At 54.7% G+C, this 22,018-nt stretch carries 18 protein-coding genes, 1 pseudogene and 1 other annotated feature; of the genes and pseudogenes, 9 read left to right on the top strand and 10 right to left on the bottom strand.

Annotated features, from left to right (window positions below):
* Position 1: 1 nt before the first annotated feature.
* From thrA to yjjY, 4 genes and pseudogenes are all read right to left on the bottom strand, one after another.
* On the bottom strand, positions 2-2,461 hold the full coding sequence (gene thrA / locus ACX9GU_RS23220; RefSeq protein WP_074028457.1) for a bifunctional aspartate kinase/homoserine dehydrogenase I: 2,460 nt from the start codon (positions 2,459-2,461) through the stop codon (positions 2-4).
* 25 nt (positions 2,462-2,486) lie between these two features.
* Positions 2,487-2,605, bottom strand: a sequence feature (Thr leader region).
* Positions 2,544-2,630 carry a thr operon leader peptide gene (thrL, locus tag ACX9GU_RS23225; RefSeq protein WP_071592991.1) on the bottom strand — a complete coding sequence of 29 codons (87 nt, stop codon included), beginning with the start codon at positions 2,628-2,630 and terminating at the stop codon, positions 2,544-2,546. (Overlaps the previous feature by 62 nt.)
* 195 nt (positions 2,631-2,825) lie before the next feature.
* Positions 2,826-3,512 carry a tRNA/rRNA methyltransferase gene (locus ACX9GU_RS23230; RefSeq protein WP_473193061.1) on the bottom strand — a complete coding sequence of 229 codons (687 nt, stop codon included), beginning with the start codon at positions 3,510-3,512 and terminating at the stop codon, positions 2,826-2,828.
* 389 nt (positions 3,513-3,901) lie between these two features.
* A pseudogene (gene yjjY, locus ACX9GU_RS23235) lies at positions 3,902-4,039 on the bottom strand (YjjY family protein); the annotation flags it as partial.
* Between the two features lie 107 nt (positions 4,040-4,146).
* On the opposite strand from yjjY, the gene arcA reads away from it, so the two are divergent.
* Positions 4,147-4,863, top strand: a complete 717-nt coding sequence (gene arcA, locus ACX9GU_RS23240; protein WP_024483588.1) for a two-component system response regulator ArcA — start codon at positions 4,147-4,149, stop codon at positions 4,861-4,863.
* A gap of 124 nt (positions 4,864-4,987) precedes the next feature.
* Here arcA and creA read toward each other — a convergent pair whose 3' ends face one another.
* Entirely contained in the window at positions 4,988-5,467 is a 480-nt protein-coding gene (creA, locus tag ACX9GU_RS23245) for a protein CreA (RefSeq protein ID WP_473193062.1), read from the bottom strand.
* A 342-nt stretch (positions 5,468-5,809) separates the two neighbouring features.
* Between creA and robA the strand changes: the two genes are divergently transcribed.
* Entirely contained in the window at positions 5,810-6,679 is an 870-nt protein-coding gene (gene robA, locus ACX9GU_RS23250; RefSeq protein ID WP_024527222.1) for an MDR efflux pump AcrAB transcriptional activator RobA, read from the top strand.
* On the opposite strand, the gene gpmB is transcribed toward robA, so the two are convergent.
* A complete protein-coding gene (gene gpmB, locus ACX9GU_RS23255; protein WP_021179239.1) occupies positions 6,676-7,323 on the bottom strand; it encodes a 2,3-diphosphoglycerate-dependent phosphoglycerate mutase GpmB in 648 nt (215 codons plus the stop codon). The two genes, robA and gpmB, sit on opposite strands and share 4 nt — an antisense overlap.
* A 127-nt stretch (positions 7,324-7,450) precedes the next feature.
* Here gpmB and yjjX point away from each other — a divergent pair, with 127 nt between their 5' ends.
* Positions 7,451-7,996 (top strand): inosine/xanthosine triphosphatase, encoded by a 546-nt coding sequence (gene yjjX, locus ACX9GU_RS23260; protein WP_021179238.1) that lies wholly within the window; start codon positions 7,451-7,453, stop codon positions 7,994-7,996.
* Between the two features lie 18 nt (positions 7,997-8,014).
* Here the strand turns inward: yjjX and trpR are convergent, their stop codons facing one another.
* Together trpR and sltY are read right to left on the bottom strand one after the other, a co-directional pair.
* Positions 8,015-8,335 carry a trp operon repressor gene (gene trpR / locus ACX9GU_RS23265; protein WP_065683576.1) on the bottom strand — a complete coding sequence of 107 codons (321 nt, stop codon included), beginning with the start codon at positions 8,333-8,335 and terminating at the stop codon, positions 8,015-8,017.
* A 270-nt stretch (positions 8,336-8,605) separates the two neighbouring features.
* Complete coding sequence (gene sltY / locus ACX9GU_RS23270; protein WP_473195234.1) at positions 8,606-10,525, bottom strand: murein transglycosylase; 1,920 nt, start codon at positions 10,523-10,525, stop codon at positions 8,606-8,608.
* Between the two features lie 649 nt (positions 10,526-11,174).
* Here sltY and ACX9GU_RS23275 point away from each other — a divergent pair.
* The 5 genes from ACX9GU_RS23275 to ettA all read left to right on the top strand — a co-directional run bounded on the left by ACX9GU_RS23275 (position 11,175) and on the right by ettA (position 18,375).
* Positions 11,175-13,904 carry a cation-transporting P-type ATPase gene (locus ACX9GU_RS23275; RefSeq protein ID WP_473193063.1) on the top strand — a complete coding sequence of 910 codons (2,730 nt, stop codon included), beginning with the start codon at positions 11,175-11,177 and terminating at the stop codon, positions 13,902-13,904.
* Positions 13,905-14,179: 275 nt separating this feature from the next.
* Positions 14,180-14,782 carry a regulatory sequestration protein YfiR gene (gene yfiR / locus ACX9GU_RS23280; RefSeq protein ID WP_473193064.1) on the top strand — a complete coding sequence of 201 codons (603 nt, stop codon included), beginning with the start codon at positions 14,180-14,182 and terminating at the stop codon, positions 14,780-14,782.
* Positions 14,779-16,026 (top strand): diguanylate cyclase DgcN/YfiN, encoded by a 1,248-nt coding sequence (gene dgcN, locus ACX9GU_RS23285; protein ID WP_473193065.1) that lies wholly within the window; start codon positions 14,779-14,781, stop codon positions 16,024-16,026. Before yfiR ends, dgcN begins: the two co-directional genes overlap by 4 nt.
* A gap of 41 nt (positions 16,027-16,067) precedes the next feature.
* Positions 16,068-16,565 carry an outer membrane lipoprotein YfiB gene (gene yfiB / locus ACX9GU_RS23290; protein ID WP_473193066.1) on the top strand — a complete coding sequence of 166 codons (498 nt, stop codon included), beginning with the start codon at positions 16,068-16,070 and terminating at the stop codon, positions 16,563-16,565.
* Positions 16,566-16,707: 142 nt separating this feature from the next.
* Positions 16,708-18,375 carry an energy-dependent translational throttle protein EttA gene (ettA, locus tag ACX9GU_RS23295; protein WP_021179229.1) on the top strand — a complete coding sequence of 556 codons (1,668 nt, stop codon included), beginning with the start codon at positions 16,708-16,710 and terminating at the stop codon, positions 18,373-18,375.
* A 50-nt stretch (positions 18,376-18,425) separates the two neighbouring features.
* Here the strand turns inward: ettA and ACX9GU_RS23300 are convergent, their stop codons facing one another.
* The gene (locus ACX9GU_RS23300) at positions 18,426-19,334 is read right to left on the bottom strand and encodes a LysR family transcriptional regulator (RefSeq protein ID WP_473193067.1); all 909 of its coding nucleotides are present in this window, start codon (positions 19,332-19,334) and stop codon (positions 18,426-18,428) included.
* A gap of 100 nt (positions 19,335-19,434) precedes the next feature.
* Here ACX9GU_RS23300 and ACX9GU_RS23305 point away from each other — a divergent pair, with 100 nt between their 5' ends.
* Positions 19,435-20,436 (top strand): zinc-binding alcohol dehydrogenase family protein, encoded by a 1,002-nt coding sequence (locus ACX9GU_RS23305; protein ID WP_473193068.1) that lies wholly within the window; start codon positions 19,435-19,437, stop codon positions 20,434-20,436.
* 284 nt (positions 20,437-20,720) lie between these two features.
* Here ACX9GU_RS23305 and nadR read toward each other — a convergent pair whose 3' ends face one another.
* Positions 20,721-21,971 (bottom strand): multifunctional transcriptional regulator/nicotinamide-nucleotide adenylyltransferase/ribosylnicotinamide kinase NadR, encoded by a 1,251-nt coding sequence (nadR, locus tag ACX9GU_RS23310; RefSeq protein ID WP_037376678.1) that lies wholly within the window; start codon positions 21,969-21,971, stop codon positions 20,721-20,723.
* Between the last annotated feature and the right edge of the window lie 47 nt (positions 21,972-22,018).

Raw genomic sequence — 22,018 nt, forward strand, 5'->3', positions numbered from 1 at the left:
ATTAGACTCCCAACTTCCATGACAGTGTGCGCAACAGATCGGCAAATACCCCGGCCGCCGTCACATCATTACCGGCACCATAGCCGCGCAGCACCAGCGGCAATGGCTGATAGTAGCGGCTGTAGAAGGCCAGGGCGTTCTCACCGTTCTTCACTTTATACAACGGATCGTTGCCGTCTACCGCATCAATACGTACCAGACAGCGGCCTTCTTCGATAGCCCCCACATAGCGCAGCACCTTACCTTCCGCAGCAGCAGCGGCCACACGGCGGTTAAATTCGGCATCCAACTCCGGCAGACGGGCAATAAAGTTCTCCACATCACCGCTGGCATCAAACGACGGTGGTAACACCGATTCGACTTCAATATCGCTCAGTTCGAGCGCATAGCCCGCTTCACGCGCCAGGATCAACAGCTTGCGAGCGACATCCATCCCCGAAAGATCGTCACGCGGATCTGGCTCGGTATAACCGAGGGCCTTGGCCTGCAAGGTGGCCTCTGACAGCGACATCCCCTCATCCAACTTGCCGAAGATAAAGGACAGTGACCCCGACAGGATACCGGTGAAGCGCACCAGCTCATCGCCCGCATTGAGCAGGTTCTGCAGGTTTTCGATCACCGGCAGGCCCGCACCTACGTTGGTGTCATACAGGAATTTGCGGCGAGAACCTGCTGCTGCGGTGCGCAACTGCTGGTAATAATTCATCGACGAGGTGTTGGCCTTCTTGTTTGGCGTTACCACATGGAAACCATCGGCCAGGAAATCGGCATACTGATCGGCCACCGCCTGGCTGGAGGTACAGTCGACAATCACCGGATTGAGCAGGTGGCACTCTTTCACCAGGCGGATCAGGCGGCCCAGATTGAAAGGCTCTTTGGCTTCGGCCAGTTCGTCCCGCCAGCTTTCCAGCGAGATGCCGTGCACGTTGGTCAACATCGCCCTTGAGTTGGCAATGCCACAGATGCGCAGATCGATGTGTTTTTGCTTCAGCCAAGGCTGCTGACGATAAACCTGCTCGATCAGCGCCCCGCCGACGCCGCCGACGCCAATCACAAACACTTCGATCACCTGATCGGTGTTGAACAGCATCTGATGGCTGACGCGCACGCCAGTGGTGGCGGAATCGTTATCGACCACCACGGAGATTGAACGCTCGGAAGAGCCTTGAGCGATCGCCACGATATTGATGTTGGCGCGCGCCAGAGCAGAAAAGAAGCGCGCAGAGATGCCACGCAGGGTGCGCATACCGTCGCCAACGACCGAGATGATTGCCAGGCGCTCCATCACGTCCAGCGGCTCCAGCACGCCGTCTTTCAGCTCCAGGTAGAATTCGTCTTCCAGGGCACGACGAGCGCGTTGCAGCTCGCTCTGCGGCACACAAAAGCTGATGCTGTATTCGGAAGAGGACTGGGTGATCAACACCACCGAGATCCCGGCGCGTGACATCACGGCAAACACACGGGCCGCCATGCCGACCATGCCTTTCATACCTGGGCCGGACACGTTGATCATCGCCATATTGTTCAGATTGGTGATGCCCTTTACCGGCGTATCATCGGCCACGCTTTCGCCACCGATCAAGGTGCCGGGAGCTTGTGGGTTGGCGGTGTTTTTAATCAGGCAAGGGATTTGGAACTGGGCAATCGGGGTGATGGTACGCGGGTGGAGAACTTTGGCGCCGAAGTAAGAGAGCTCCATCGCCTCCCGGTAGGACATCGACTTCAATAATCGGGCATCCGGCACGGTACGCGGATCGCAGGTATAAACCCCGTCCACATCGGTCCAGATCTCGCAACAGTCGGCGCGCAGGCAAGCGGCCAGCACGGCGGCGGAATAATCGGAGCCGTTGCGTCCCAGCACTACCAGTTCGCCTTTGTCGTTACCGGCAGTAAAGCCCGCCATCAGGACGATATGGTCTGAAGGAATGGCCGCAGCAGCGATACGCAGGGTGGATTCGGCAATATCGACGGTCGATTCCAGATAGTGGCCCTGAGCCAGCAGCTTCTCTACCGGGTTAATCACAGTAACCGGATAACCTTTGGCTTTGAAGACGCCTTCCATGATGGCAATAGAGAGCTTTTCACCCCGGCAGATGATGGCCGCATTGACGCTATCCGGGCACTGCCCCAACAACGCCACGCCATGCAGTACCTGTTTGAGCTGTGCGAACTCCTGCTCGACCAATGCCTTCAGGCGATCGTACTCAAAGCCTGGCAGCGCCTTGGCCAAACCGCTGAGCAGGTCGGCAAAGATGCGCTCGGCGTCGCTCATGGTTGGCAGAATATCCTGGCCGGCTACCGTTTTTTCAATCATCGCCACCAGGTGATTGGTGATCTTGGCCGGTGCGGACAATACCGTGGCTACCTGTCCCTGGCGTGCATTGTTCTCCACGATATCGGCAACGCGCAGAAAACGTTCCGCATTCGCTACCGAGGTTCCACCAAATTTAAGCACTCGCATTTCTGTTATCTCCTGAATTTATGCCGAAAAAAAAGCCCGCACTGGTTAGGTGCGGGCTTTTTTCTTCTGTTTCCTGTACGCGTCAGCCCGCCCCGTTACCTGTGGTATCGGTGGTGGTAATAATTGTCGTATTCAGGCTGATGTTTCGCATTTTGTCTGTCTGTCTCATTAGAATCTCTGTCCCCTCTATTGGTTAAAGCAATCGTCTGGCCAAGTCAAATTATTTCTTTGTTTTGCCTATTTACTGGCCACAGTGGGATCTGCGCGATGAAGCCGATAAAAAAACAAAATTGCAGAACAAAAAATCACAAGAAAGCCGATCAAATAGTGAATAACACCAGCCAAGCGACATAAAACGCCTACATCACTTCGTCAGTTTTTTTTCAATATCATGCAGCAACCGGTGCAGCATGACGGTATCTCGCTGCTGCAAGACCCCGAGCCGCTGGTGTAACCAATCGCGCAATTTTTGGTCACCCGCCACGTCCAGCGCCTGTAACAGGCGATCTGCCCGTTGCCGCAACGCGTTGAGCTGCCCGGCATCGGCCAGGGGTTCCTGCTGCGCGCTGACTGACATTAACTGCGCCAGTTGATAGCAATACACCATCACCGCCTGGCCGAGGTTCAGCGAAGGATAATCAGCCACCATCGGGACGCCGGTCAGCAGATCGGCCAACTCCAGCTCTTCATTGGTCAGGCCAGAGTCTTCACGGCCAAACACCAGTGCAGCCTGATGTACCCATTGCTGACGTTCCGCCAACTGCTCCGTCAGTTGCTGGGGGGTACAGTAGTAATGAAAGCGTGCGCGGCTGCGAGCGGTGGTCGCAACGGTAAAGTCCACGTCTGCCAATGCCTGCTCCAGGGTAGCAAACGTCTGCACCGCATCCAGAATATCGCCAGCACCGTGGGCGACCCAACGGGCGGCTGGCTGCTGATGGGCCTCGCTGTCGACGATGCGCAACGAGGTGAAACCCATGGTTTTCATCGCCCGCGCCGCTGCGCCAACATTTTCCGCCCGAGCGGGCGCGACTAACACGATATGAAGCTGCATCAAGACTCCAGAAAAATAATGAGAATAGTTCTTTGACTGTTGGGATTTGTCTGATTATATTTACAAACGATTAACATCGTAAATGGTCGCTTGCTATAATATTATTAAATAGGCACTTCAACCTACAAATCGGACGAAACAATCATAACTGCAGGTTAACTTTTAATTTTCATTAAAAACAAAGCACTATATTTTCACCCCAAACAGTTAGCTTTCAATTGTAACGCATCAGCCCCAACAAAGCTGAATCGTTCACAGAATTTGACGATCTATGACTTAACTTGGCAGTTCTGTAAGTGTTTTTCACAAAACTGTTAACGTGCTACAATTGAATTTGATATATGTCAACAAAGCGTAGTTTTGTTAGGTGATGAATTCGGCACACACTGTTATATTGCTGTTAATAGGGTTAGGATATGCGCCGTTTTGGCATCATTCGGGGTGGTAAAAAATAGCCCCCCCACCCAGCTAGCGATCTTGTTGACATTGATGGAAAGCGCATCAAGAACGAGTTTACGTACTGTAGTCTTTTGGTAATTGAGGGAACGTGAGCGGTATCTCTGCCCTCCATGGAAGAAACCGAGACTTCTGTACTTCCTATTTTCTATTTTGTTGGCAATTTTAGGTAGCAAATATGCAGACCCCGCACATTCTGATTGTCGAAGACGAGTTAGTCACTCGTAACACCCTGAAGAGCATTTTCGAGGCGGAAGGCTACATTGTTCATGAAGCCAATGACGGTGCAGAAATGCACAACATCCTGTCCGAAAATGATATCAACCTGGTTATCATGGATATCAACCTGCCAGGCAAGAACGGCCTGCTGCTGGCGCGTGAACTACGCGAACAAGCCAGCGTGGCGCTGATGTTCCTGACCGGTCGTGATAATGAAGTCGATAAAATCCTCGGCCTGGAAATCGGCGCCGATGACTATATCACCAAACCGTTCAACCCACGCGAACTGACCATCCGTGCGCGCAACCTGCTGTCACGCACCATGAATCTGGGTAGCGTCGGCGAAGAGCGCAAGCTGGTTGAGAGCTACAAGTTCAACGGTTGGGAGCTGGACATCAACAGCCGCTCTCTGATCGGCCCTGCTGGCGAGCAGTACAAGCTGCCACGCAGCGAATTCCGCGCCATGCTGCACTTCTGTGAAAACCCGGGCAAGATCCAGTCCCGTGGTGAGTTGCTGAAGAAAATGACTGGCCGTGAGTTGAAGCCGCATGACCGTACCGTAGACGTGACCATCCGCCGTATTCGTAAACACTTCGAATCCACGCCGGACACGCCGGAAATCATTGCCACCATTCATGGTGAAGGTTACCGTTTCTGCGGCGATCTGGAAGAATAAGCCTGTCTTAACGTCACAGGTTAAAAAGGGTTCAGCTTGCTGAACCCTTTTTTATTGAGACCAGACGCGATGCCATCTGAATGGGCTCACAACATAGGGGCGCTGCATGCTGCACCCGTCCGGATTATTTGGCTTCACCCCAAGGGATGATTGGCACCGCGCTCAGGGCATTTTTCGGTGAACCATCTACTACCCGATCGGAATAGCTCAAGTAGATCAGCGCATTGCGATTGACATCATAAAAACGCACGACCTGCAGCTTTTTGAACACCAAAGAGGTGCGCTTCTGGAACACCACGGTTCCCTCCGCCTTGCCCTTTTTAATCTTGTCGCTCAGCTCGATCGGCCCAACCTGCTGGCAAGAAATGGCGGCATCCGAGGTATCCTCTGCCAGCCCTAACCCACCCTTTATCCCACCGGTTTTAGCACGGCTGATATAACAAGTTACATTTTTCACATCGGGATCGTCGAACGCTTCCACCACAATTTTATGATCTGGACCAAACAGTTTGAATACCGTATCGACCGATCCTACCTGTTCCGCCTGCGCGCTATTAACCGTTGCGCAAACCAGACCGAACAAAAATATCCATCCTTTTTTCATTCACTTAACTCCAATAGAACAGCGTGTTAAATCACAGGGCTGCTAAGTAAGAACGCCGATGCTTCAGGTCACAGAAATGGTTTTTCCTCGGACCAGGAAGCTCTTTTTAGCACAGAGAGCGAAAAAAATCTTTGGGAGTCGTGGAGGAAAAAAGTTGCTATTATGCGGCATCGTCATCGCTTAATGCCTGTTAACACCTGTTTCCCCCGCTTCCCGCAACGCATATCGCAAAAGCGCCGTATGTAATGCAACTGATTGATCAATAAGTCAGTGAGCATCAGGTATCAGCATGACAAATCAAACAGTTCGAGTTCCGAACCTGAAGCTCTACGAGGAAGATCTATGGATCAAGCCGGTATCATTCGTGATCTGCTTAGCTGGCTGGAAAGCCATTTGGACCAACCTTTGTCACTGGATAACGTGGCGGCAAAAGCGGGTTACTCTAAATGGCATCTGCAACGGATGTTTAAGGATATCACTGGGAACGCCATCGGGGCCTATATTCGGGCAAGGAGATTGTCCAAAGCCGCCGTCGCATTGCGCCTCACCAGTCGGCCTATTCTGGATATTGCTTTGCAGTATCGTTTCGACTCACAGCAGACCTTCACTCGCGCATTCAAAAAACAGTTTGCGCAAACCCCGGCGCTGTATCGCCGTTCAGAAGACTGGAACGCCTTCGGCATGTGCCCGCCAATACGTCTGGGCGCCTTTACGCTGCCACATCCAGAGTTTGTCACGCTACCAGAGCTGGACCTGATCGGCCTGACGCAGAGCTACTCCTGTACGTTAGAGCAAATCTCCAACTTCCGCTCCGAGCTGCGTACCCAATTCTGGCAACAGTACCTGGGGCAGATAGAAACCCTGCCACCGGTGCTTTACGGCCTGCACCACTCGCGGCCAAGCCAGGAAAAAGACGACGAGCAGGAGGTGCTGTATACCACTGCCCTGGAGGCGCAACACGTTCCGACCAAGGTGCAGGAAGGCCAGCCGATCACGCTGCAGGGCGGTGAATACGCCATGTTCAGCTATCAGGGGCCAGCCTCCGGCCTGCAGGACTTTATCCTGATACTGTACGGCACTTGCCTGCCAGCATTGGAACTGACCCGCCGCAAAGGGCACGATATTGAGCGCTTCTATCCGCAAGGTGACCGGCGTCCGCCTCAGCCACCCAGCGAGATCCGTTGCGACTATCTGATCCCGATCCGCCGTTAGCGCTGTAGCTCATCCAACGCGGGCATGTCCAGATGCGAGATATCGCCCGCGCTTTCCACAATCCAGCCCGGAGCCAACCAAGGGCTTTGTTGATAGTCGACGCGTGACAACGAGCAGTTGCGCAAACGCAGACGGCGCTCAGCATAGGCCGGTAACCCTAATACCGTCCCGATCAGGCACCCCAGCGCGATGCCGTGGCTGACAATCAACGGCTTGCTGCCCTGCGGCAGTTTCAGGCACTCTGTCAGCGCCGCATGCATCCGCGTGGCCAACTCCGTCATAGATTCACCTTGAGGGATACGGCCGTCGGCAGTACCATCGACCATCTGTTTACGCCACAGCTCTTCCTGCGGTGTCAGGCTGTCGATCAAACGTTCTTCCAGAACGCCCATATGCAGCTCACGCAGCCGGGCATCTACCATAACGTCGCAACCGCAAGCGTCCGCAATTATTTGCGCGGTCTGACGGGTGCGGCCCAGATCGCTGGAAATCACGTGCGTCACGCCCTCGCGGCTAACGCGTTTGCCAACCAGATGAGCCTGGTGAACGCCAGTGGCGGTTAATGGGCTGTCGGATTGGCCCTGAATGCGGCGTGCTGCGTTCCATTCCGTTTCGCCGTGGCGAACGAGGTATACCTGTAACATTATGCTTTTCCGTTATACTGCGTGAAACTTGAGTTTATCTGTGGCTCGTGCCTTGCACTACGCATAACTTGCCGCCATCAAAAATCATGGCAAGACACAGCCCCACTTTAAGGAAGCTAAAGCCGTTATGTATCATGTTATCGCTGCAACTACCAACCCGGCAAAGATCAGGGCTATTCAACTGGCTTTTGAAGATACCTTTGGCGCAGACCAATGCCGCATAGAATCGGTTGACGTCGCCAGCGGCGTTTCTCTGCAACCCATTGGCAACACCGAAACCCGTACCGGCGCACGCCAGCGCGTGATGGAGGCGCGGCAGGTGCGGCCAGAAGCCGACTTTTGGGTCGGAGTAGAGGCCGGGATCGAAGAAAATATGACGTTCGCCTGGATGACGGTAGAAAACCCGACGACCCGTGGCGAATCGCGTTCTGCCAGCCTGATGCTGCCAGAATCAATTTTACAGGGTATTCGAGCTGGTCGCGAGTTAGGCGATGAAATGACCCTGATCACCGGCAATAGCGAAGTCAAACGTCAGGGGGGAGCGATCGGTATCTTTACCGATGGTCGGCTGAGCCGCACCAGCGTTTACCATCAGGCGCTGCTGCTGGCACTGGTGCCGTTCCATAATCCGATTTACCGCAGCCACAGCAGCAATAATACGCCGCAGCAATAAGCCACCGGGGTGATTGCTTCACCCCAGTAATTGCTGTTCCAGCCACTGTTTCAGCGCTGGCGTCGCCATCTTCAGGCTGTTTGACCCTCTGGTGATGGTTGCGATACCTGCCCCGAGCTCATTCTTCAGCTCGCGCTGGCTCATTTCGCCACGCATCAGTTCCTGAATAATCCGCACCCGTGTCCCCAGCGCAGTACGCTCATCCGGCGTCAGCAGCAGTTGCATCAACTGTTGGTGCAGATCCTGATCGAACGAACTCTGCAGCAGTGCGACAAAGCGCAGCCAATCTTCATTGCCTTGTTCTGAAAGAGCGGGGTCGTTTAGCGATAATTGCGTCATGCCAGCCACCATACTATTTAACTAGTACAGCAGCATAGCATAGACCAGGTAGCCGTCAAAATGCCGCTAACGCTAAGCTAAATAGCTGCATGTATTGGTGCAACAGGTGGGGGCCATGCAGAACGCCGACACGCCGTAAACTCATCCCTGAGGGCTCGAATCGCGCATCCTTGCGCTCAACGGTCGGCTAACCTGCATGGCCCCCACCTGCCTCTGACTTTCGTGGTGCGGTATTAAACACCATTATTTAGGTTACTGTCTTATCGAGAATTAGTAGCGTCTTTGCCACTCGGCATCCGTCAGCACCTTCGCTGGCCGATGCATGAAGTGACGATAAAATGCGTCATAGGCCAGCACGTTCTTCACGTAAGAACGAGTTTCCGAGAACGGGATGCTTTCCACAAACGCCACGGCATCCACCCGGCCATCGGTATTGCCTAACCAGGTATTCACCCGTGATGGACCAGCGTTATAAGCCGCAGACGCAAGAATACGGTTACGACCAAATTGCTGGTACACCGACTCCAGATAGCTGGTGCCAATGGTGATATTGGTTTGCGGATCAAACAGCTGGCTCGGGCTGCTGTAGCCTGGGATGCCGAACAGATCCACCGTATGTTTCGCGGTGCGCGGCATAACCTGCATCAAACCTGCTGCCCCGACCGGCGACTGCGCTTTCGGGTTCCAGGCGCTCTCCTGGCGGGCTATAGCCATGGCATAGCTCGGCGTAATACCTTTATCTTCGGTAGCACGGCGGAATTCCTGTGGCCAGGCCATCGGGAAACGTTCTTCAAGATGATCCCACAGTTTGCCAACAATGGTCGCCTGTACGCTCAGGTCGGCCCATTTCTGCTCAAAGGCATAGCGGGCCAGCGCTTCCTGCTCCGGACGGCTGCGGCTGGCAACAAATGAGCTCCACTCGCTGCGCGCCAGGTTATCCATATTCCAGTACATCAGTTCACGCACCCGGGCAATCTCCGGGCCACTCACTAGATCGGTACGCGGCTTTGCCGCCACGGCGACCATCACCGGATAAGGCACCTGCAGTTTTTGCGCCGCCACCATCGGGTAGAAGCCGCGTTCGTTCATCAGGCTACGCAGTATCGTCTCACCTTCGCTGCGTTTACCTTCATCGATCATGACACTGGCCCGCCAGTAGCGCCATTCATCCTTGTTACGCGATTCTTCAGGCAGGCGTGCCAGCCAGGTTTTCAGCCCCTGACGATCGCCCACGCCCAGCGCCATACGCACGCGGCGCTCCAGCAAGGCTGGCTGTTGGCTGCGCAGGATCACCTGATCGCGCCATTGAGTCTGCTCAAAGGTGGCATCGTTACCCATCAACCGCCAGGCCACCTCTTCCTCCATTGCCAACTTCTCGCTTTCGCTCATTTTCTGCAGGCGGGCCAGCGTTGGGATCATGGCTCGAGCATTTTCTACGTCCTGACGGGCAAGGCGGGCGAATACGATGGTGGTAGCCGAACGGGTAAAATCTGTTGGGCCGACGCTACGGGCAAAGGCTTCCAGCGTGGCGGGATCGTTTTGCAACCGTACCAGCGCATCCCCCATGGTCTGATAATCGCTTGGCAGTTGGCGGTACAGGTAATTCACCAGGCCGCTGTTGCCCTCTTTCAGTGCCAGCTTCATCCGCGCCAGTGTGTTCAACGGCGTTTGCTTACCGGCAGCCTGCCAGACGCTGAACAGCTTATCGCAGGAACCCGGCAAGGTTTTACCGCTCATCCAGATATCATCGGCACCAGCCCAGGCTGCCTGCTGATCGCCGGTGGCCCACTTGGCGTAATAGAAATTACAGCGCGCCGCAACAGGTTTAGGCTCTTGCGGGCTGAAGGCCAGCAGGGTAGTCCAATCTTGACGGCTCGCCAACTCGTTCACAAAACGGGCAGAGAGCGATTTTGCGGGTGGCAACGTAGGATGCAACCGCAAAAACTGCTGGACCTGAGCCGCACTGGCGGTGCTGAGATCCTGCGTCAACTGGCGATATTCCAGATAAGGATACAGGGGGTAATCCTGCAGCGTTGGCATCAACTGCGCCACCACGTCCATCTGTTTACTGTCCCAGGCCTGCTTGATTTGCAGATAACGCTGGCGTTCGCCGTCCAGGGAGTCTGCCAATGTTGCACCAGAAAATGCCGTCAGGCACAGGCCTACAGCCCACAACCGCCATTTGTCCACCTTGACCATACTTACTCTTTCCTCGCTGGGTTAGCTTGCCAGAACCGATCCACCCCGCTGCCGCGCCGCGTCAGCAACCAACGGGCCAGTGGATCCTGCTCTGCGAGTGTCTCACGCCCCACCGTGGGAAACCACGGTGGGAACAAAACCGTGCCGCCACCATGGGCTGGCATCAGGTATTAATCATAGACAGCAAAAACGCTTATCCATTCATTACTTTATAACAAGTTTATCAGCCTGGAGGAAAACCACGCTACCTGGCGATTGCGCCAGACAGAACAGCAAGGCGACGTTTTGAAAAATCACGGGATTATGGGCAATTTTTTCATCACACAATAACCCCGGTGTTCTATAGTTTTCTTTGCAGGTAAACGTTTTTCCATACAAAAAATGACATTACAGAGACATTAATAGAGAAACATTTCCACATGGATTAAAACAATTACTATTACTTTGTTTTTATTATCTCAGATCAAAAACTCAAGTTTGCGATTATTTACTATCACGCGGCAGATAATTGGCCACCACTAACTGAAAATTATTACCATTCACGTCTGTGTGACAGAAAACAATGGAATATCAACCCGGCAAAAGGGCTGCCGACACAGATGGGGACTTAGATTCGAACGACTTTAAGGAGAGGCACTCAATGCCAAAACATTCCCCCACTGAATACCAAGAGCCGCCCAAGCCGGAAAAAGCCTGGTATCAATATGATATTGAACAAACGCTTCAGCATTTAAACGGCCAGCAGCAAGGCCTGAGCGAGCAGGAAGCCGCCGAACGGCTGAAGAAGTTTGGCCCCAACGCCCTGCCGGAGCAGGCAGGCAAAAGCGCCTTTATGCGCTTTATTGCCCACTTTAACGATGTGCTTATTTATATTCTGCTGGCCGCTGCCTTCCTCAAAGGCATTATGGGACACTGGATCGATACCGTGGTTATTCTCTGCGTTGCCGTGATCAATGCCCTTATCGGCTTTGTGCAGGAAAACAGCGCAGAAAAATCGCTGAAAGGCATTAAGAATATGCTTTCCAGTCAGGCCATTGTGGTGCGAGACGGTATTAACCACACGGTTAATGCGGAAGATTTGGTCCCAGGGGATATCGTATTATTGCGGCCTGGCGATAAAATTCCCGCCGATCTGCGGTTATTGGTGTCCCACAACCTTCAGGTTGAAGAGGCTATCCTGACCGGTGAATCTACCGTGGTGTCAAAACAGACCGATGCTATCCCTGATGAAGTGATGATTGGCGATCGCACCAACCTGCTGTTCTCCGGTACCACCATCAGCGCCGGGAATGCCAAAGGCGTGGTGATCGCGACCGGCGGCCATACCGAGCTTGGCCACATCAGCGAGATGATCTCCACCGTCAAGACCCAGCGTACTCCGTTACTGCAACAAATGGATCGTCTGGGTAAAAACATCTTCATCCTGATCCTGGTGATGATGGCGCTGCTGTTCGTCTTTGCCTTCACGATGCGCGATATGCCGCTCGGTGAGCTGCTGGTCGCGCTGATCAGCCTGGCTGTGGCCGCGGTGCCTGAAGGACTGCCAGCCATCATCTCGATTATCCTGTCCTTGGGCGTGCAGTCGATGGCACGTAACCGCGCGATTATCCGCAAGCTGCCGACGGTGGAAACCTTGGGCTCAATGACGGTGATCTGCTCGGACAAGACCGGTACGCTGACCATGAACGAAATGACGGCAAAAAACGTCATCATGGCCGACCGTGCCTTCCGCGTTGAAGGGGAAAGCTATGAGCCGGTTGGCGGCATCTTCTTTACCGACAGTAACAAACCGGCGCAGGTGCAAGAGATCCCGCCGTTGGCCCAGTTCATTACTGCGATCACCCTGTGTAACGACAGCCAGGTCAAGCAGGATGACAGTGGCCGTTGGCTGGTCACCGGCAGCCCGACGGAAGGTGCACTGAAAGTGCTGGCGATGAAGGCCGGATTGGAGATAGGTGAAGCTCGCCAACTGGCTAAAATCCCGTTCGACTCCAGTTACAAATATATGGCGGTACGTAGCCAGGTTGCAGGCAAGAATCAGGTGTTCCTTACCGGCGCACCAGACGTGCTGTTCTCACTGTGCGAATTCGAACTGACCGATTCCGGCATCCAGCCCTTCCGCCTCGGCTACTGGGAAGCGGAGATGTCGCGCTTCGCCGAGCAGGGTTTACGTATGGTGGCCGCCGCCAGTAAAACCACGCCAGACGGCGAAGTGGAGCTGGATCACGGCGATATCCGCCAGCAGATGGTGTTTATCGGTATCGCTGGCGTGATGGATCCACCACGTCCTGAAGCGGTCGCAGCCATCGCCGAATGCCAGCAAGCGGGGATCCGCGTGAAGATGATCACCGGCGACCACCAAAAAACGGCCATGGCCATCGGGGCTATGCTGGGTATTGGTAACAGCCAGGATTCCATCACCGGCTCCGAGCTGGAACATATGGATGACCATGCGCTGGCAGAAGCCGCCGTGCGCTACGATATCTTTGCCCGTACCAGCCCGGAACATAAGCTGCGTCTGGTAAAAGCGCTGCAGGATAAAGGCGGCGTGGTGGGGATGACTGGCGACGGCGTCAACGATGCGCCAGCGTTGAAACAGGCTGACGTGGGTATCGCCATGGGGATCAAAGGCACCGAGGTCACTAAAGAAGCTGCGGATATGGTGCTGACCGACGATAACTTCGCCACCATCGCCAGCGCGGTAAAAGAAGGCCGTCGTGTCTACGATAACCTGAAGAAAACAATTCTGTTCGTACTGCCGACCAACCTGGCACAGGGCCTGCTGATCATCATCGCCATTCTGGCCGGTGCCATGCTGCCGCTGACGCCCATCCAGATCCTGTGGATGAACATGGCCACCTCCACTACCCTGTCCTTCGGCCTGGCCTATGAGCCCGCCGAAAAAGGGCTGATGCACCGTAAACCGAGGGTGCCGGGCAGCAACGTGTTAGATCTGCACGCTATCTGGCGCATCGGCTTCGTCGGCGTGCTGATCGCTATCAGCGCCTTCGCACTGGAAGCCTGGATGGCACCACGCGGCTACAGCAGCGAGCTGATCCGTACCGTGTTACTGCAAACCCTGGTCACCGCGCAGTGGGTTTACATGTTCAACTGCCGCACCGCAGACCGCTTCCCGCTCAATCGCCAGTTGTTCCTCAATAAGGGCCTGTGGTTGGTGAGTGGCGTACTGTTACTGCTACAGATGGCCATCATTTATCTGCCGTTTATGAACTCGCTGTTTGGCACCGCGCCGCTGCCACTGTTCTATTGGGGAGTGACGCTGATGATAGCCATTGGGCTATTTCTTATCGTAGAAGTAGAAAAATGGGTGATTAACCGCATCAAAGCGAGCCGAAAAACGCTATTATAAGCGCGTAAAGGAAACGCAACTTTCACTAACACGCCTGGCAAACCCTGCCGGGCGTTTTATGACGTTAAAAATACCTAGGAAAAATCTCATAAAACCGAGCATAAAGCGCACAACAAACTGCTCTTATAATACAATCCGCCCCCAAGACGGTCAGGTTATGCTTTTTGGGTAGTGTGATTGATTGTACGTGGCAAAGTTTTACCCTTTTCGACTAGGCTCAATTATTTAGTATCAGACTGCCGCGCCACCATGCCGGCCGTAGGCAGGAATGGCAAATGAAGATGTCGATAAAGGCCAGAAGGTTGGCTGCCAGGACACAGGGTTTATGTAGCAACCCGGTCCGATCGCGTCGCATATTACCGATCCTGCTGCTGGCTATGTTGACGTTTCCCAGGTTGGCCGGGGCTGATACACAAGATCCCTACCAAAAACGTATTCATACCGTCACCACCGTGGTGGTGGGGATAATCAGCTATGCTCGCTGGCCCGCCAAACCTGATCCGATCCACTTGTGCGTGACTGCGCCAGTGCAGTATGCCGAAGGTCTGTTCGACCCGGTATTGCTGACGGGACCGCAGCCAATCAAAACCCAGCGGATCGAGATAGATAATCCGCAGTTGGTAACTAGCTGCAATGTAGTGTATTTGGGCGACGTGAATGCCGCTCAGAAACAAGATTTTTTCCTCCGGATTTCGGGTCACTCGATCCTCAGCATCAGCGAAAAGGATATGGAATGTGCTGTTGGCAGTGCCTTTTGTTTGCAAATCAGCAACGATCAGGCGGGTTTTAAAGTGAATCTGGACTCACTGGCGCGCAGTGGCGTGCGTGTTCACCCTAACGTGCTGCAGTTGGCGCGTAAAAAGGGGCCGCCGCAATGAAACTGTTTGGTCAAAAAGGTTCGGCTACCTCTCGCCCTACGCTGGGCCAAGTGCTGCAACGGATGAACCTGGGGCTAGCGCTGATCGCCGTCAGCGCTGCCGGGATCTTCCTGACGTTGTTAGCGCTGTTTGCCCTGCGAGCCTATGCCAACCATAACCTGCATCTGATTGCCCGCTCGATCAGTTATACCGCTGAAGCCGCCGTGGTGTTTGAAGACCGCCCCGCCGCTCGCGAAGCGTTGATGCTGATCGCTTCCAACGAAGAAGTGTCGGAGGCCAAGATCCTGGATATGCGAGGGATCGCCTTGGCCAGTTGGAACCACCCAGCGGATAGCCCATTACATGGGTTGGAACAGATGGTGGCCCGCTGGATCTTGCCGGAAGCGGTGGTTTTACCCATCGCCCGTGAAGGCAAACAGATCGGCCTGGTCTGGCTGACCGGCAACGGCAGCAGTCTGCTGAAATTCTTGCTGCGCGGCATGGTAGGCATGATTGCCTGCCTGATGCTCAGTACGTTGTGCGCCCTGGTACTTTCCCGCAGAATGCTCAGAGGGATCGTGACCTCCTTGGACGATATCACCAACGTTGCCCATACGGTACGCCGCGATCGGACTTTCGAACTGCGGGTGCCTTCAGCACCGATTGCCGAACTGCACGAGCTGAGCTGTGATTTTAACGGCCTGCTGGATGAAATCGAAGCCTGGCAACGGCACCTGCAACAAGAAAATGACGCATTAACCCACCAAGCCACCCACGACAGCCTGACCGGGTTGCCAAACCGGGCCTTCTTTGAAGCTCAGTTGGGCCGCGCGCTGTCAGAGCTCGAACCCGATGAAAAGCTGGCGGTACTGTTTATCGACGGCAATCGTTTCAAGGAGGTGAACGATAACCATGGCCATGCTGCCGGTGATACCGTCTTGATCACCATCGCAGAGCGCCTGCGTAGCAGGTTGCGCAAGCACGATCTGGTCGCACGGATGGGGGGCGATGAATTCGCCATCCTGCTGGCACCGCTCAAAGACACCAACGATGTGTTGCCGATTGCCGACATCATCATCGAGTGTATGCAACAACCCATTGTGTTACCCAACAAGGAAAGAGTGATCGCCGCACTGAGTATCGGCATCGCGTTTTACCCTGAACATGCCTCTACCACTCAGGAACTGCTACACGAAGCGGATGACGCAATGTACCGGGCAAAACACCTGTCCCACGGAGGCTGGCGGTTAGCGATGCGCAAATAGCGTCAGCACCGGGCCTCAAACAATCAAAAAGAGAAAAATTAATGTTACAGCTAAATTTTAAACGGTCTTATTCTCTACTGGCGTTAATGTTTATCACCTTGCTCACGCTGGCAGGCTGCCAGAGCAAACCACAAGGGCTGACGGCGGAACAGATCGCCTTACTGCAGGCCCAAGGGTTCAAACTGACCGATAACGGTTGGGAGTTTGGCTTTTCCGACAAGGTGCTGTTCGGTAACAACGTTGGTAAATTGAGCCCTCAAAGTACCGAGATCGTCGAGAAGATGGGCAAGGCGCTGAAGAGCGTAGACATCGTGCAATTCCGCCTGGACGGCCACACCGATAACTACGGCGAAGATAGCTACAACGATCAACTTTCTCTGCGCCGCGCCAACGCCGTGGCCGACGTGCTGGCAGGTATCGGCATTCCGCGTGCCAATATAGAAACCCGCGGCATGGGTAAACGCCAACCGATAGCCAGTAACGCCACCTCCAGCGGGCGTGCTGAAAACCGTCGCGTGGCGATCGTCGTCACCCCTTAAGAAACAGCAAAGTTCACCTAATGGTGAGCATTAGCGGTTATACTTGGCGATCGTCATAGGGGATCTGGGAACCGGTGCTGAAACGGGCTACACTCAGGCCGCCAGACATCCTATAAAAACTGATAGAGAGGCTCGGAGCAACGTGGCTCAATACGTCTATACCATGCACCGCGTCGGCAAAGTGGTTCCGCCGAAGCGTCATATTCTGAAAAACATTTCCCTGAGTTTCTTCCCTGGGGCCAAAATTGGCGTACTGGGCCTGAACGGTTCCGGTAAGTCTACCCTGCTGCGCATTATGGCCGGCATCGATACCGATATCGAAGGGGAAGCTCGCCCGCAGCCGGGCATCAAGATCGGCTATCTGCCGCAGGAACCGCAGCTCAATATGGAGCACAGCGTCCGCGAATCGGTTGAAGAAGCGATGGCAGAAGTGGTCGGTGCCCTCAAACGCCTTGATGAAGTGTACGCGCTGTACGCTGAAGAAGGGGCCGACTTCGACAAGCTGGCCGCTGAGCAGGGCCGCCTGGAAGAGATCATTCAGGCTCACGATGGTCACAACCTCAACACCCAGCTGGAGCGCGCCGCTGATGCACTGCGCCTGCCGGAGTGGGACGCAAAAATCGCCAACCTTTCCGGTGGTGAGCGCCGCCGCGTAGCGCTGTGCCGCCTGCTACTGGAAAAGCCAGACATGCTGCTGCTGGACGAACCAACCAACCACCTGGATGCCGAATCCGTGGCCTGGCTGGAACGTTTCCTGCACGACTTCGAAGGCACCGTAGTGGCGATCACCCACGACCGTTACTTCCTCGATAACGTGGCTGGCTGGATCCTGGAACTGGACCGTGGCGAAGGTATTCCGTGGGAAGGTAACTACTCTTCCTGGCTGGAGCAGAAAGACGCTCGTCTGGCGCAAGAAGCCTCAACCGAAGCCGCTCGCCGCAAGTCGATCGAGAAAGAGCTGGAGTGGGTGCGTCAAGGTGCCAAAGGCCGTCAGTCTAAGGGCAAAGCCCGTCTGGCACGCTTTGAAGAACTTAACAGCACCGAATACCAGAAACGTAACGAAACCAACGAACTGTTTATCCCACCAGGCACACGCCTGGGCGATAAAGTGGTTGAAGTTAACAATCTGCGTAAATCCTACGGCGACCGCCTGCTGATCGAAGATCTCACCTTCGCGGTACCTAAGGGTGCCATCGTTGGCATCATCGGCCCGAACGGCGCGGGTAAATCCACACTGTTCCGTATGATGTCCGGCCAGGAACAACCTGATTCCGGCAGCATCGTGCTGGGCGATACCGTCAAGCTGGCCTCGGTCGATCAGTTCCGCGACAGCATGGATAACTCCAAAACCGTGTGGGAAGAAGTTTCCGGCGGCCAGGACATCATGCGCGTGGGCAACACCGAAATGCCAAGCCGTGCCTACGTTGGCCGCTTTAACTTCAAGGGCGTCGATCAAGGCAAACGCGTGGGCGAACTGTCCGGCGGTGAACGTGGCCGTCTGCATCTGGCCAAGCTGCTGCAGGTTGGCGGCAACGTGCTGCTGCTTGACGAACCCACCAACGACCTGGATATCGAAACCCTGCGCGCGTTAGAAAACGCCCTGCTGGAGTTCCCGGGCTGTGCGATGGTGATCTCGCACGACCGTTGGTTCCTCGACCGTATTGCCACCCACATTCTGGACTATCAGGATGAAGGCAAGGTGGAGTTCTTCGAAGGCAACTTTACCGAATACGAAGAGTACAAAAAGCGTACTCTGGGTGCCGATGCGCTGGAACCTCGCCGTATCAAGTACAAGAAAGTCACCAAGTAACATCCGGTTGGCTATCTATGCTCTCAAGCCCGCATTTTGCGGGCTTTTTGTTATCCCCAATCCAGCGCCTGCGCATAGTCCACAAAGACTGGGTGCTGGATCACCACATCGATAAAACAGGCCAGCGCCGGGGAATTAAGCTTGCGGCTCGGGTAAACCAGATACAGTTCATTGCCTTCGGCCTGCCATTGCGGCAACACTTCCACCAACTGCTTTTGCGCGACCACTTCGCGGCTGAGAAACGCGGGCAACAACGTAATGCCCGCCCCCAAAATGGCACATTCACGCGCATATAACAGATTATCGGTGGTATGCCGCAGCGGCAATTGCCAACGGTAGTACTCTTCTCCCCGGCGCAATATCCAGGCGGGCCAGGCGCGGTGAGCAATGCAAAGATGCTGCTGCAACTGCTGCGGATGCAGCAATGGTGGGTGTTGGGCCAGATACTCCGGTGCAGCTAACAAATAACGGGGAGCATGCCCCAGACGGCGGCCAATCAACGAGGAATCCTGAGGCCTGCCGGTACGCAATGCCGCATCAAAGCCCTCCTGCACCATATCCACCATGGTATCCGACACAGACACTTCCAACGAGACATCCGGATATTGGCGCTGGAAATCCGCCGCCAGACGCGGAAGCAACGTCGCCCCCAGCCCGGCTGGTGTGGAGATGCGTAGACGGCCACTGGGGTTATCGCGTAAGCGCTGCAAGGCCAGATCGGCCCGTTCGGCAGCAGAGAGCATCTCCTGGCAATGTTCAAGATAGCGCTCACCGGCAAAGGTCAAATTTAACTGCCGGGTGGTACGGTTGAGCAAGCGTAGGCCAAGCTTCGACTCCAACTGGCTGACACGCTGGCTGACGCTGGATTTAGGCAGCCCGGCCCGTTTGGCTGCCGCAGTAAAACTGCCGCACTCTGCCACCAGCGCAAACAACGCCATATCCTGCAACTGCTTGAACATGATTGTTCACCTCAGACGAACACTTAGTTATTTATTGTCCATCTTATCACTCTACTCCTCAGGGTCTACACTGGAACTATTCATGCGAAGGAGCACAATTATGTTAATCAAAGCCATTGCCGTCGATCCGAAAAATCCAGCCGGTTTTATCGAGATCGCTCCAGAAAAACCCGCCCCGGGTCAATACGATCTGCTGGTGGCGGTCAAAGCCGTTTCCGTCAACCCGGTCGATACCAAGGTTCATGCTGGCTTGCAAAAAAATGGTTTGCAGCAGCCACGCATTCTCGGCTGGGATGCCAGCGGCGTGGTGCTCGAAGTGGGCAGCAGCGTCAGCGGGTTCAAACCCGGCGATGAGGTGTGGTATGCCGGGGATATTACCCGTCCGGGCAGCAACAGCACCCATCAGCTGATTGACTCACGTATCGTGGCACATAAGCCTGCCAGCCTGGACTGGGCGCAAGCCGCCGCGATGCCGCTGACCGCGCTCACCGCGTGGGAAGCCCTGTTTGAACACCTGAATATTCAGCATGCGGCTGCCGGTAAAACGCTGTTGATCATCGGCGGTGCCGGTGGCGTCGGCTCGCTGGCGATCCCCCTGGCGGCACAGCGTAGCAAGGTGAAAGTCATCGCTACGGCCTCTCGCCCGGAATCGGCCGCCTGGTGCCGCGAACGGGGTGCTGAACTGGTGGTGGATTACCGCGACCTGAAAGGCAACCTGGCTAAGGAAGGAATTGAGAGCGTGGATTATATCCTGTGCCTGAACGATACCGACGGCCACTGGCAAGCCATCAGCGATCTGATCGCCCCACTCGGTCATATCTGCACCATCGTCGAGAACAGCCAACCGCTGGATCAAAATGCGTTGAAGCTGAAAAGCGCGGCACTGCATTGGGAATTCATGTTCACCCGCAGCATGTTCACCACGCCGGATATTGCCCAGCAGGGGGAGATCCTCAAGCAGGTGGCGCAGTTGCTGGACAAAGGCAAGTTGACCACCACGCTGAGCGAAACGCTACAGGGGTTGACGGTGGACACGTTGACCGCCGCGCACGCCAAACTGTTGGATGGGCATATGCAGGGAAAGCTGGTGATAACTTACTAAGTTAGTGGAAAGGTCGATTTATCAGGTATTAATAAATTGCTATATACATGATATTTAAGCGATGTACCCCTCACCCCAACCCTCTCCCACAGGGAGAGGGAGCTGATAGCCTCTGCTCGTTTGGAAGTGAAGAGAACATCTTGGCAAACTCGATCGCCTCCCCATCAAAGGTGAGTCACGACAATTTCAAACACACTCGATCGGTTCCCTCTCCCTGTGGGAGAGGGTTAGGGTGAGGGGCACTACATCGCCACTACATCGACATTTACCAGCCTAAAACGTCCCTAAAACTTCACCAAGCGGCTGGCATCCGCCGCCAGCAGTTGCTGCACCAGCTCGACACAGCGCAAGAAGCGCTCCTCGTAATCGCTCGACTCTACATGAGCATATTCGATGTTATTGGCGTGCAGCATCTCTTCCAACAAATACTGAAACGCCTTGCGATCGACCGGGCTACCCAGGCTGCGCAAGCCGTCGGCCACCCAGGGGGTATTGTTCTCCAACAGGATCACCAGATCGAAACGGTATTCGTCGATCAACGCCTGAACGAACGGATGCTCCCGCCCTTCATACTTTTTACAGAACGCCTGCGTGGTGACAAAATCGGTGTCGATAAACGCCACTTTATTGGCGTATTTCACCGCAAAATCTACGTACTGGGCCTGCCCAAGCGCGATCTTGTCATAGTCGGAATACTGCAACGCCATCTCGTCACCGCCCAAGTGGGAGAAGACGTAGTCACGGCCATATTCCCAGGCGCTGGTGGTGTTGAAGATGTTCGCCAGCTTGTTGACCAGCGTTGACTTACCGCTGGACTCGCCGCCCAGGATCGCCACCGTGCGCACAAAGAATGGCTTCACTTCGGTCGGAATGTAGTCCCAATAGCGGAATGGATCCTGACGGATCTGGCTGCCGCTGATATTCATAAAGGAGCGTTCCGGATCCACCAGAATGGTTTCAATCCCCAAATGTTCACGGTAACGGGGGGCATCAAGTTCTTCGCTGGAATAGATAAAGCTCGGGACGATGCCCTTTTGCTCCATAAAGCTCTTCACGCCGTTGCTCCACACGTCCCAGCCGTGCGGGTAAGGTTCGATGCCCTTTTCGTCAAAAGAGTGAATATGAATATTTTTCTGATACTTAAAGGTCTGCAACAGCCAGCGCAGGCGATCGCTGACCGTCGGCTGCTGTGACATCGAGCTGTTCTCGAACAGCAACAGATCGCGCGGTTCATCGTGGCACAGGATCACATGCAGCTCGTCAACCTGGCTACAGGCGCGCTGGATCAGATAGATATGGCCGGTATGAAGCGGGTAAAATTTACCAAACACCACGCCGACTTTCTTCTCCCGACGTGGGAATTCCAGCCCCAGGAAACGGTGCAGGGCTTCCAGCTTCTGCGCACTCGGGCTTTTGATTTTGTCATTCAACAGCTGGCTGAGGTAGCCTTTGGTCATGCTACTGGCATCAGCTACCTGCTGTAGGGTACATCCCTGTTGCTTAATCGCTGCTTTAAGATAATCGAACTGCCGCATAACCCCTCCCGTTTATTATGCTAAACAAAATAGCATATTCCGCGCAG

This window comes from Serratia sp. K1WW1 (assembly GCF_055790865.1).